This is a genomic window from Shewanella glacialipiscicola (assembly GCF_023283485.1).
Classification (GTDB): domain Bacteria; phylum Pseudomonadota; class Gammaproteobacteria; order Enterobacterales; family Shewanellaceae; genus Shewanella; species Shewanella glacialipiscicola.
On the sequence record NZ_JAKILU010000001.1, the window covers coordinates 244,852 to 257,773 of the forward strand.

Below are 12,922 nucleotides of genomic sequence, written 5' to 3' on the forward strand. Positions count from 1 at the left end.
GATTTTAGGTGTTTACTGGGAGCACTGGTTAGCTTAAACCTTTAAGTACTCGCGATTGTTAGGCTAGATTGAGCTTAGCTCGCACCTTCGCGTTAAATAAGTACCTATTAAGTTGTTTTACCGCCATTTTAAATTCGCTTAAATGCCGTTGATAGTCCTCAGCGGGTAACGCTTGGTATTTCAGTGCCACATAACTTTGCGTCATGGTTTGAACCAGCGCGCAGAGTTTTGGTGCACTGTGTTGGTATTGCTTGATTATCTGCTGGGAAAATTGATTGGGACCATCACTGTCATTGCGTTTAATGCCATGGCGGGCAAGACGATTACAAACGAGTTGATAGCGGTTACGGATGGGATCGCCCTTAGTATTAAAGTGTAATAGCCCTGCACTGTAGGCGATATAAAGCACGATAAGGCTGATACACAGCCCCATAAACAGCGCAATTTTAGTGTTAGTCACCTTGCCTAAAATCCCGCTGAGCACTTGCTTTTGTTTATCTTGGTTGAAACCGAGCACCCACACACTCCAGTAGTAATCTATGCTGGCAAAACGCTGTCTTAACTCGTTAAGCCAAGGCATAGATTTAAACCGTAGACTACTAAAAGGGCTTGCTTGCAGGTAACTTTGCTCTGGGTCAAACTGAGCGTCAAACCCTTGTTCGATGCGTTCGGGCGCCACCATCGCGGTCGGATCAAAGCGCACCCAACCTTCACCTTCAAGCCAAACCTCTGCCCATGCATGGGCCATATATTGATAAATGCTGTAGTAACCCGCCTGTGGATTAAACTCTCCGCCTTGATAGCCTGTCACCATACGTGCAGGTAAGCCTGATGCCCGCGCCATAAAAATAAACGCAGCGGCATAATGCACACAAAATCCGGCTTTGTTTTCAAATAGAAAATCATCCACTTGCTGCGGCCCAAGGGGAGGTGGCGTGAGCGTATAGAAAAAGGGTTCACTATTGAAATGGCGCATCATGGCCCACAATTGTGGCTTAGGCTCGGGATGTTGCATTTTAAATTGTGCTGCCAGTGCCCAAGTACGCGGATTACTCTTACTCGGCAGCTCAAGGTTAATCTGCCTTTGTTGCGCTGAAAGCATGAGATCCATCTTCGCCTTGGGCCAAGATTCAACTTGATAACTCATGCGTTGGTCGACATTACGCAGGGCTAATAGCCGATAGTCGGGTAGATTGGCCACATTATCATCTTGGCTATAGGCCACATCCAGACCAAATAACCACGGCTGGTGGCTCGGCTCAGCAATCACTTGGTAACGAATGCTGTGGCTATTATCTTGCGCAGCATTTTGAGGCTTGCTGCTTATCAAAGTAGGGTTATTAATCATCAACGCGGGGCTGGGCCGTGATGGCGGAAACTGCAGCACCTCTTTTTGCAGCTTTTTAATTTCTGCATCTTGGCGCCAAGTGACACCGTCATAGTTTTCCATTACTAGGGCGCGCCAATATAACTCGGCATTGGTGGGGGTTGCATTGGAAAACCCCGCCCTAAAGGCAAGTTCGGTCGAACGGGTGAGCTTGCCGATATCACCAATAGCTAGATTATCGGACAGACCCGTTTGCGCTTCTTTCATGTTAGGCACTAACCAGAGCGGCGCAAATCGCGGTAACACTAAAAACAACAGCAGCGCGAGTGGCACACTCTGCAGTAAAAATTTGCCACCGAGCCAAGCTGTATGTTTGAAGGAGTGTTTATCTTGGTATAACGTCACCAGTACGCAAGTGTTGATTAGCGTAACCACCAGTAGGAGCAGAGTGCTCAGTAGGGATTGGTGATCAATAAATGTCAGCGCGATAATAAAATAGCCCGCGAGCACGACAACTCGTACATCCCTTTGGTTGCGCATTTCAATGTATTTTAAGGCATAACCTAACAGCAATAGATTCACTAGCGCATTCAGTAAGCCAATTTGCTTTGAGACTAATGCCAATGTGGTGGCGGCGCCTATTGCAAGACTAGTTACCAGAAAACGCGGCGGCTTTGCCACTTTGCCGACATAAATACCTATGCGCCACAGCAAACAAATCGCGCAAATCCCTAACGTCCAAGGCGTGGTTTTATCAAACAATGGGCTTAATACAGCGATATTGGTGATCAATAACCAAAAGAGTGTATGACGGCCGATATTTTCGCCGATTTGCGGTGTCGTGCTGTTGGCAAGTAATTTCATGCCTGTTCCCTCGAGATAGGGATATGACGCTTCTTGCTGCTGGCTTTATCTGTTTTATTCGAGTGCTTCGCCGCTGATGACGAATTAACAGCTGACGGCGCTTGTGGATACAAGGCAAGGGCTTTTTGACAGGCGATCCTATGGTTATTGCCGGTAGCGGGCGCAATCAGAATATCCTCACCCATCGGCATGGGTAGGTGTAAACCGAAATACTGCTCGAGTTGCGTAAGTTTATTAACTTGCCAGCTTAACTGACTCAACTGGGTTTCGAGCCGTTTAGCATCGGGTCTGAGCCTTAACCAAACAGGCTCGCCTTGGGGCTGTTGAAATTCTTTACTGAGCATGCCGCGCCCTTGCGCCCATTGTTTCCACGCCACTTGCTTAAGGGATTCACCGAGCACATAGGGTTTAAGTCCTTTAAATTCATCGATACCCGCCACATGTTTACCCGCAAGTAACAGCGGATCTTGCTCTGATTGAATATTGTCTGCCTCAAGTTGTAACGGCGCTTCCATTGGTTTTGCAAAAACTAAGTGGTTAATGGCTAAATCGACATGGGACCATGCGCGGCACAGCCCTAAGGGATAAAAGGATTCAATTTTGAGCCGCCCCGGTGACATATTTCCCCGTTGATGATACTCAAAAGGCACCAGCGCTTGCTGTTCATCGGCGTTGACGTCTTGCACTGTATAAGTGCGATTATGCGGATAGTTAAGCTGGATATTATGGCTACTGTGATGGGTACTAATGAGGACGGGAAAGGTTAATGTTTCGTCCGCATAGGTTTCTGGCGGCGTCATGGCGCGTAAATGTAGGCCAGCCAGATTTTTGTAACTGTAGAGAATACAGGTATTAAACAGGCTTAAAAGTAAAATACTGAGGCCAATGACTAAGTTATTTTGATAGTTAGTACCAAACAAATATAAGAGTAAAATCAGACCTAGCCAAACTAAGCCAAAACCGCTCGGCAAAATAAAAATGCTGCGATGGCTTAAGATGATTTCAGGACTCGGTGGTAAGCGCCTTACTAACCAACGCTGCCAAATCGGGGCTAAAATTGTAACCGCCAGTCGTTTCACGCTTGTATCACTTCCTTATTTGAATAGCTTACCTAAATACCTTGGTTCATTCGTTTAATGACATACTTTAGCGATATCGTTTATTACAATGGCTCGCTACATGATGGGATTGACGCTGGCAAGGATTCGCTCAGATAACGCTTCACCCTGTAATTGGCTACTGGTTCTCAGTCTGTGCTCCGCCACGCAGCAAAATACCGCTTGCACATCTTCGGGGACTAAATAATGTCGGCCCTCTAAAAAAGCCCATGCTTTAGCGGCTTGCAATAAAGCTTTAGTGGCGCGCGGTGATAAACCCACACTGTCACTTTGGCTGCGCGAAAAAGCGACTAAGGCCAAAATGTAATTTAGCAGAGCATCGGAAGCGCTGACCTTGTCGCACTCTTCTTGCAGTTGCATCAAGGCTAGTGGTGTCAGGCACTGGGGCAATTGTTCTAAGGTCAAGTGGTTATGATTACTTTTAAGCATCGCAAGCTCAGCGTCGTGGCTTGGATAGCCAATAGATAGACGCATCATAAATCTGTCTAGCTGCGATTCTGGTAGCGCAAATGTACCCGATTGATCGGTGGGGTTTTGCGTTGCGATGACAAAGAATGGATTGGGTAATCTGTGGGTAATGCCATCGACGGAAATTTGTTGTTCAGCCATCGCCTCGAGCAAAGCACTTTGTGTTTTAGGGCTGGCGCGGTTAATTTCATCGGCCAAAATCATTTGCTTAAAAATCGGCCCGGGATGAAAGATAAATTGCGCCTGATGTTGATCAAAAATTGACACGCCAAGAATGTCTGCCGGCAGCATGTCACTGGTAAATTGGATCCGCTGGTAACTCAAGCCCAAGCTTTGGGCTATAGCATGGGAAATACTGGTTTTACCCATGCCAGGTAAGTCTTCAATCAATAGATGGCCGCGGGCGAGAATACAGGCTAATGCAAGCCGGATTTGCCTAGGTTTACCCAGCAATACTTGTTCAAGTTGTTGTAGTAATGCGCTGATCCCAGATTGTGTCACGGGCGACTCCTAATACATTTGAAAACGCTGCTGAACGTACATGTGAAAGCAGACAAGCTTTACCACTATGGCGGATAGTTGCCTGCTTATCCAGTGGCATTTCTGCTGTGAAATCAATTGCTCGACTGAGTGAAGTTTAGGTTTGAGTGTACTGGTGGCGCAAAACCAAAGGACAGCGGTCGATCTATGCAAGACACAGCGTTTGACTGCTGGTGGGGCGAATAAACCAAGATTTAAACAAAAAGCCTTGGACTAAGTGGACGCCGATGTCTCGCGCAAATGCTAAGTGAGCTTCAGTTTCTATACCTTCTAGAATGCACTTCTTATTAGTTTGTTTAGCAAAGTTAATCAGTGCTATGAGTAATTGGACTCCCTCAGGATGCGTGATATGGGTTAACCAATGGCGATCGAACTTGAGATAATCCACGTTCATCATCAGATCGACACACAGCAAAGAGTGGGGCGCGCCAATATCGTCCAGCGCTACCTTGATATTCGCTTGTTTAAATTGGCTGAATAGTTGATTAGCAAGCATGGCATCGTTAACACAGGTATTTTCAATGATCTCGACCGTGACTTGCTGGTACTGTGATAACAGCTTTATAAGCTTGGCAGTATTTGGCCCATCGACGGCATGGGGATCGACATTAATAAAAATACGCTGCTGTTGGGGCGCATGGGTGAGTTGAAATACCTTGGCTTGATATTCAACCGCGGCGAGCAACTCTATGGATTCATGCAGTTGCTCGAACACTATATTGGGTGCAATCGCATCGCCATTCGGTTGATAAAAACGCGCTAAGGCTTCATAGCCGTCGATAGTAAACGTATGGGGATCGACAAAGGGTTGGTATTCACAGCTGAGCGTTAACAAACTAAGGTTAATCATGGGCCTAATGGGAGTATTAATGCATTAATACTAACTATTCGCATTTAATGCCTTTTAGTGCAAACAAATTTACGAGAAAACGGCGTGATTGCTGAATAATTATTCGCTTTGCTAATTATTTGAATTTAGTGGACATCATTAATAATTTTTGGCGGTTAAAGTGTGGGCATTACTCTAGGGTATGCTGAAAAGTAGGAACTCGATACTGCTGAGCATCGAGTTCCTTTTTATGCCGCGAGTTAGTAAGCAAACTTCAGTTCAGCTTCGCTGAATAATGGCTGCGCTTTTTGTTCCTGCGCCTCATAAATCAATCGATAGCTGAGGACGGCTTGCACATATTCACGGGTTTCGGTAAACGGAATCGCTTCAATAAAGCCCATAGCATCGAGTTTACCGTCTGAGTTTGCTAACCAGCGACGTACTCTTGATGGCCCTGCATTATAGGCCGCGGTGGCGAGGACACGGTTTTGATTAAACTCTTTCAATAACTGGGCATAGTAAGCACTGCCAAGATTGAGATTAAGCTCGGCACTATAAAGATCTTTTGGATCGCTATATTTTGCACCCTGCTTTTTAGCGGTTGCTTTGGCCGTAGCTGGCATAATTTGCATTAATCCGCGGGCACCTACGCCAGAGGTCGCATAAAGGTAGAAGGCGCTCTCGCGGCGACTAATAGCACGAATTTCATCGATGTTCACTTTGTGCTTTTTACTGGCATGTTCAAAGCCTTCTTGGTGTGCCATAGGGAAACGTAGCGGTATATCATCCCACAACTTACCTTGGATACTGGCTTCAACGCCAAAATCGTACCAGCCCTGTTCGTGGGCATAACGACCATAACGGGCACGCATAGTGTTATCACTGCGTTTGAGCAGCGATATCCATTCGTAGCGCGCATCAAAATAGCGGTCCAGAGCCATTAATTCTTGCACTCTAACAAAGCCCACATCATCGGTTAACTTTTGACTGCTGGTATCGACAACGGGCTCGGGACTTTGATTAAGCGACACCGGTTTGTTTAAGTACTGTGCCGCGGCAAAACCGTAAAAATTGCGTTCATTACTGATGGTGGCAAGTGCCTTGGTGGCACTCTCTGGCGCATCTTTGGCATTGGTACGATAGAGCCAATATTGCCAACGTTCTTTAGCTAAGGTTTCGGGTTGTAGCAGGTTCAAATATCGCGCAATGCTGCGCATGTCATGATCGCGAATTGCCCATCTTAAACGGCGCTCAAACAAATCGTCATTTTTTAACGTAGCTATTTCTGCGTCTGCATAGTCTTTATGGTCATCATCTTGTTCAATTAATACGCGGCGAACCAAGTATTTATTTAATTGTTCTGCCTGAGCTGGCGTGAAACGATGGGAATTTTGATACCGAGTATACAAATTAATGGCTTGATCGAGGTCCTTGCGAGCAAGGCGTTTTAGCCCCGCGGCAACAATGTCACCGACAAGGAGATTTTTATCATTAAATTTTTCGGTATGGCGCAAACTATTAGGATCTTTAAATACGGCGACTAAGCGTTTTGCTTCGTTATTGTGGGTGGTGATTTTTTGTGATAAATAACTCAGTAGGCTTGTTTCACCAGCCTCAAAACTCAGCATCATCCGTGCCCATATGACATCTTGTGTACGTTTACCGGCTTTGGTCCAAGTATTAAATAGCGGATCACATTCCTTTGGCCGTGAACCACCATAAACCCACAGAGATTGCGCGGCAGCATAGGCGGTTTTAATGTCACCTTGTGCCAGTTTTGCTTCAAAGAAGTAACATTGCAGGCGGATATCGGCGGGGGCTTCTTGGGCGATAGTCAGGTAATCAGTCCAACGATTTTGGCTGCCAGCATTGTATAAGTATTTAGACCTTAACCTGTTGTACATAGGCGTAGTCTCATACTTTTCAATTAATGATTTAGCCGCAAAACCGGATAAGCCATTAAGATTACCAATATCAATATCGTGATCTAAGTAGATTGCCAGCGGATAATCACCGAGTTTTGCTCGCAGAGGTTTGTAAACTGCATAGTCTTGCTTTTTTAATGCTTGTTCAGCCTCTATAAAGGTTTTTTGCGTCGATGTTAGCGCAAGTGCAGCAGGGGCGTTGAGTGCGCCTGCAAGCAATATTGCACTAGAGATAACCACATTCATAACGGCTTTGCACATGGCGCATTTGCCTCCGGGCATTCAGGTTTCAATCGACACTTTTGCATCGATTCAAGATAATTAGTGAGTATTTCGTTGTTTATTCAGCACCGCATTAAGCGGGTTCGAGTTCGGTATTGCTGCGCTCTGGCTGCAAATTGGCATCAAGCTCATCGTCCTGTGTGTCATTATCATCTTGAGCTTCATTGAGCGCTTTTTCGAGCAGCATTTTATCCAGTTGTTTACTGGTATCGACACCAAGTTGTTGCATTAAATGGGCTTGGCGTACAAGGTTACCTTTACCCGATGACAACTTGTTCATCGCACTGTGGTAGCTTTTTTCGGCATTATCTAAGGCGCGGCCGAGTTTTTCCATATCTTCAATATAACCACATAACTTGTCGTAAATGCGGCCCGCTTGCTTGGCAATCGTTTGCGCGTGTTGATTTTGGTATTCATAGCGCCAAATATTATTAATGGTGCGCAGGGCCACCAATAAATTGGTTGGGCTGACTAACATAATATTCTGCTCAAGGGCAAAGTTAACTAGACTAGGATCATGCTCTAGCGCCAGTAAAAATGCTGGTTCAATCGGAATAAACATCAACACATAATCAAGGCTCTTAAGCCCATGAAGATGTTGATAATCCTTTTGACTCAAGCCCTTAATATGGCTGCGAATCGAGATCACATGCTCATTAATCGCCTGTTGGCGCAGGGCGGGATCTTCGCTATTGAAATAGCGCTCGTAACTGACCAACGACATTTTAGCATCGATGACCACATCTTTATTTTCTGGCAGATGGACAATGACATCCGGCTTAAAGCGTTTGCCGTTATCGTCCTTTAAATCTTGTTGAGTATGGTACTCGTGGCCTTCACGTAGGCCACTTTCCTGCAATACGCGATCGAGGATCACTTCACCCCAGTTGCCTTGCTGCTTGTTATCGCCCTTAAGCGCTTTAGTCAGGTTGATGGCGTCTTGACTCATCTTAAGATTGAGATCCCTTAGGTGCTCAAGTTGATGTTTAAGAGCGCTACGCTCGGATTGTTCGTGGGTGTAGGACTCACGAATTTGCTGCCTGAATCCTTCAAGCTGTTGTTTTAATGGCCCAAGTACACCTTCAAGTTGACTGGCATTTTGGTGCTTAAAGTTTTCACTACGCTCTTCAAAAATACGATTCGCGAGGTTTTCAAATTGGGTTTGAAGGCGTACCTCAGCCGATTCGAGACTGGCGATTTTATCCTGCAGTGACTCTTGCTGTGCATCGGCCTTGGCTTGAATGGTTTGCTGCATAGCATTGGATTTTGACAGCGCTAATTGAATTTCTAGTTGGCGGCGCTGGCTATCAGTTAATTGCTGCTCTAAAGTGGGAACACGTTCGGCTAAGGCTTCGGCTTTACCTAATTGCTCAATTTTAAGTTCAAGACGCTGTTGGTATTGGCGTAACTGTGCTTCTTTGTCATCGACCAAAACTTGCTGTTGTGCCAAGGATAATTCGGCATCTTCGTTCACTTGACGCATTTCTTGTTCAAGTTGGTCTTTGTGTTCTTGCCAGCGTTGGCGTGTGAGCCTTTGATTGAGCAGGGCACCTATCAACAAGCCCAAAAAAGCAATCGCGAAAAGGCCGATGATTTCGGCGACAGAAAAAGATTGAAAAAATGGCATGTTCAATAACACTCCTTTAGCATTGACGTCTAGGTTCGCATGCTCAATAACAGGCTTCAAGCCCTTTAAGCAACTATATCTGCGCTTGATGTCTGAATGAGCAAGTCTTATACGTTTAAGGTGAATTTATTCACGGGTAGAAAGTTTTTCTGGCTTTTACCTGTCTATATAACAGTGTGCGATACAGACGAGCGCCAGATAAGGTTTTATCGCGACTCGATAGCTTAAATTATCAGATTGCAGAGGTGTCAATTGGCTAAAAATTCCCGTTTTACCCCAAGTATTCTCAAAAAAGCGCAGTGGCACATGCAAGATAATCAAGTGACTCCCGAAGCGGTATTTCGCTCGCGTAGACAGATTGTAAAAGCAATGGGCCTCGGTGCTATCGGCGCCAGTGTGCCAGGTTATGTGCAAGCCGGATTATTCGATTTATTTGGCGAACAGCCTAAATCATCCTTTATCACTACGCCACTGACTTTTCAAACCAATAAATACTACGGCGACACCGATGTGTTAACGCCGTTTGATAAAGTTACCCAGCACAATAACTTTTTTGAGTTTGGTACGGACAAGCAAGATCCTTCCAATAATGCCCAAGGCTATAAAGTCGATCCTTGGCAACTGCGTATTGAAGGTGAAGTTGAACGGCCAATGACCTTAGATTTTAATGATCTGACAACTATGTTCCCGCTTGAAGAGCGCAACTATCGTCTACGCTGCGTTGAAGCTTGGTCTATGGTCGTTCCTTGGGTGGGCTTTCCCTTGGCGGCATTATTGAAAAAAGTTGGCGTGACTAATAAGGGCAAATATGTTGCTTTTGAAACGGCCTTTGATCCCGAACAAATGCCGGGCCAAAAGAGTCGATTAATGGGCGGTGGCATCCATTACCCTTATGTTGAAGGGCTCACGTTAGCCGAAGCCATGAACGACTTAACCTTAATGTCGGTCGGTTTATACGGTAAAACCCTGCCACCGCAGAACGGTGCGCCCATTCGCTTGGTGGTGCCATGGAAATACGGTTTTAAGAGTATTAAATCAATTGTGCGAATTCGGGTGATGGATAAACAGCCGCCAACCAGTTGGAACCAGCTTGCTTCACACGAATATGGATTTTATGCCAACGTCAATCCGGCGGTAGATCATCCGCGCTGGTCACAGGCCACTGAGCGCCGTATTGGCGAGGGTGGATTATTTTCAGCCACCCGTATTGATACCCAACCGTTTAATGGTTATGGCGAGTTTGTAGCTTCGCTTTATGACGGCATGGATTTGAGGAAAAACTATTAATGGTTTGTTTGCTGTTGCGTTTGCAGTCTTGTTTGCCGTTAAATTGGGGTAACCTATGTTGAGGTTAACCCCTAAGCACTTATTTTGGCTAAAGGTGATATTTCATTTGTTAGGTTTACTGCCTATCGGCTATTTAGTGTTAACTGTGATATTGGGCCGTGCGGGCGGCGATCCGGTGCAGCATATTATTCACTATACAGGCATAGGCGCCTTAAATGCGTTAGCCGCGACTTTGCTAATTTCACCGATTGTTAAGCTGACAAAGCAAGGGCTATTGATGCAAACCCGCCGCTTGGTGGGTTTATACGTGTTTGCCTATGCAACCTTGCATATTGTGGCGTTTTTCAGTTTAGATCTACTGTTTGCTTGGGGATTATTGTTTAGTGAAGTGGTAAAACGGCCGTACATTTTAGTAGGTGCAGTAGCTTATCTTATCGTGACAGCCTTGGCGGTAACCTCGTTTAAAGCCTTGATGCGTAAGATGGGACGTCGTTGGCAAACCTTGCACAATGGCGTGTATTTGGTCGCTATTTTAGCGCCAATCCATTTTTACTGGTCGGTAAAATCAGAAATCATTGAGCCGAGTTTGTATATCTTAGGTTTTAGTGTGTTATTGCTGTGGCGTATGCCTTGGTTTAAACGCAGGTTTAGCCGAAAAGGAGTAAACAAAACGGCTCAAAAGGTGACAAGTGCATCAAGGTAAAATAGTGACAAACCAACGTCAGCACAACGCGAGTTGTTAATCTTGAGCTGGTTTTACAAGTGGTTTTACGAGTTTAAATGCCTATGCTAAATATGCAGCATAAAAAATGCCGAACTTAACCTTCGGCATTTTTATTGTTCAGTTTTAACCTAGTGAATAGGGTACGGTTTAACCTAAACCTTGTGTCATTGATTTCATTTGAATGAACTCAATTTTATAACCGTCAGGATCTTCGACGAATGCAATTTCAGTGGTTCCACCTGCGACTGGACCTGGGGCGCGAGTGACTTTGCCACCGGCTGCGGCAATCGCAGCACAACGGGCGTAGATATCTTCATCGCCTATGGCTAAATGGCCAAAACCAGTGCCTAAATCATACTTGTCGGTGCCCCAGTTGTAGGTCAGTTCGACTACGGCTTGGCCGGTAGACTCTTCACCGAACCCTACGAAAGCTAAAGAATATTTGTACTCTGGGTTCTCAGAGGTACGAAGTAGTTTCATGCCAAGCACGTCAGTATAAAAAGTAATACTGCGTTCTAAGTTACCGACACGGATCATAGTGTGTAATAGTTGTGACATAGGGTTCTCTTGATAAATAAATTACCCATCGAGTATATCAAAAATGCGTCTATGGATGAGGATAAATGTAGTTCTTAATGGACTTTGTTCTGCTTAAGTCAATCGAGTACTAGGGCGCCATCCGATTAACTTTTATGTCCTGTGACAAAGAAATAGCCGATAAATTGGCTGTCGCTCACAAAACACAGATCCAAACATGGGTTTTTGTTATGGGCTTGATGATAATGTCATCAAGCCCACTAGGAGAGTAAAAAATGAGTATCGAACTAAAAATGGCCTTAGGCACAACGGTTGTGGTCGCTTTATTTTTAAGCGCGTTCTTCGTTTCACTTTTTTGATGAGTTTTACAATTTTTTGCTAAGCTTGTACCCGTCAATCAAAAAGCCGCATTAGCGGCTTTTTGATTGTCTGTGATTTAATACGATTGTATAATCCACGTAAAACTTCACAAGGATTTGAAGATGATGTTTAGCAAAACTGAAATAGCATTAATTGCATCGGCTAAGCGAAAAGTACAGATGGCACAGAAAGTGCGGTTAGCTGTGATTGCATTAGTTGTGCTGGGTACTGGGCTGACGATATCTGGTTTGTGGGTTAATGAGTTCGCTATTTATATGATCTTTGGACTCGTAGTCTTTGCAGTGGCCTTGCCACAATTTGGGCAAGGGCCAAAATATGAAGAGTTAGTCAGCTTGCTCGAGAAAAAAAGCCAAGGTTAACTCACTTGAGGTTTATTCATCAGGATAAATTTTATCTTTAAATTCACATAAATCTTCAATGATACAGCTGCCGCAGCGCGGTTTACGGGCGAGACAAGTGTAGCGTCCGTGTAGGATAAACCAGTGATGCACATCGACTTTAAACTCAGCAGGCACGACTTTTAGCATTTTATCTTCCACTTCGACTACATTTTTGCCTGGGGCAAATTTAGTGCGATTGGCGAGGCGGAAAATATGCGTATCGACGGCGATCGTTGGCCAACCAAACGCAGTGTTGAGTACCACATTAGCCGTTTTGCGCCCAACGCCGGGGAGAGATTCTAGCGCTTCTCTATCCTCTGGTACTTCACCATGATATTTCTCAATTAAGATCTCACACGCTTTGATGACATTGACAGCTTTGTTGTTATATAAGCCGATGGTTTTTATATATTGTTTTAAACCATCCACCCCTAGGGCATAAATACTGCTGGGAGTATTAGCAACCGGAAAGAGCTTATCAGTTGCCTTATTCACACTCACGTCCGTTGCCTGCGCCGATAAGGTCACAGCGACCAAAAGCTCGAAGGGGCTAGAGAAATTGAGTTCGGTCTCAGGTTTTGGATTGTTATCGCGAAGACGAGTGAGAATTTGAATGCGCTTTGCTTGGTTCAT

General features: G+C 45.1%; 11 protein-coding genes. 3 read left to right on the top strand and 8 right to left on the bottom strand.

Features of this window, described 5'->3' with window-relative positions; all coding sequences use genetic code 11:
• Positions 1–58: 58 nt before the first annotated feature.
• The 6 genes from L2717_RS00980 to rmuC all read right to left on the bottom strand — a co-directional run bounded on the left by L2717_RS00980 (position 59) and on the right by rmuC (position 8,980).
• Entirely contained in the window at positions 59–2,191 is a 2,133-nt protein-coding gene (locus L2717_RS00980) for a transglutaminase TgpA family protein (protein WP_220773282.1), read from the bottom strand.
• Positions 2,188–3,270: a DUF58 domain-containing protein gene (locus L2717_RS00985; RefSeq protein ID WP_220773283.1), complete on the bottom strand. Its 1,083-nt coding sequence runs from the start codon at positions 3,268–3,270 to the stop codon at positions 2,188–2,190. Before L2717_RS00985 ends, L2717_RS00980 begins: the two co-directional genes overlap by 4 nt.
• 96 nt (positions 3,271–3,366) lie before the next feature.
• Entirely contained in the window at positions 3,367–4,278 is a 912-nt protein-coding gene (locus tag L2717_RS00990) for an AAA family ATPase (RefSeq protein WP_107883031.1), read from the bottom strand.
• A gap of 184 nt (positions 4,279–4,462) precedes the next feature.
• Complete coding sequence (locus L2717_RS00995) at positions 4,463–5,167, bottom strand: EAL domain-containing protein (protein WP_220773284.1); 705 nt, start codon at positions 5,165–5,167, stop codon at positions 4,463–4,465.
• Positions 5,168–5,406: 239 nt separating this feature from the next.
• The gene (locus tag L2717_RS01000) at positions 5,407–7,332 is read right to left on the bottom strand and encodes a transglycosylase SLT domain-containing protein (protein WP_248937953.1); all 1,926 of its coding nucleotides are present in this window, start codon (positions 7,330–7,332) and stop codon (positions 5,407–5,409) included.
• Positions 7,333–7,426: 94 nt separating this feature from the next.
• Positions 7,427–8,980, bottom strand: coding sequence for a DNA recombination protein RmuC (rmuC, locus tag L2717_RS01005; RefSeq protein WP_220774348.1), 1,554 nt, complete (start codon positions 8,978–8,980; stop codon positions 7,427–7,429).
• Positions 8,981–9,232: 252 nt separating this feature from the next.
• On the opposite strand from rmuC, the gene msrP reads away from it, so the two are divergent.
• A complete protein-coding gene (msrP, locus tag L2717_RS01010; RefSeq protein WP_220774349.1) occupies positions 9,233–10,267 on the top strand; it encodes a protein-methionine-sulfoxide reductase catalytic subunit MsrP in 1,035 nt (344 codons plus the stop codon).
• A 55-nt stretch (positions 10,268–10,322) separates the two neighbouring features.
• Positions 10,323–10,970, top strand: coding sequence for a protein-methionine-sulfoxide reductase heme-binding subunit MsrQ (gene msrQ / locus L2717_RS01015; protein WP_220774350.1), 648 nt, complete (start codon positions 10,323–10,325; stop codon positions 10,968–10,970).
• 168 nt (positions 10,971–11,138) lie between these two features.
• Here the strand turns inward: msrQ and gloA are convergent, their stop codons facing one another.
• A complete protein-coding gene (gloA, locus tag L2717_RS01020; RefSeq protein WP_220774351.1) occupies positions 11,139–11,549 on the bottom strand; it encodes a lactoylglutathione lyase in 411 nt (136 codons plus the stop codon).
• A 461-nt stretch (positions 11,550–12,010) separates the two neighbouring features.
• Here gloA and L2717_RS01025 point away from each other — a divergent pair, with 461 nt between their 5' ends.
• Complete coding sequence (locus tag L2717_RS01025; protein WP_220774352.1) at positions 12,011–12,268, top strand: hypothetical protein; 258 nt, start codon at positions 12,011–12,013, stop codon at positions 12,266–12,268.
• A 12-nt stretch (positions 12,269–12,280) separates the two neighbouring features.
• Here L2717_RS01025 and nth read toward each other — a convergent pair whose 3' ends face one another.
• Positions 12,281–12,922, bottom strand: coding sequence for an endonuclease III (gene nth, locus L2717_RS01030; RefSeq protein ID WP_220774353.1), 642 nt, complete (start codon positions 12,920–12,922; stop codon positions 12,281–12,283).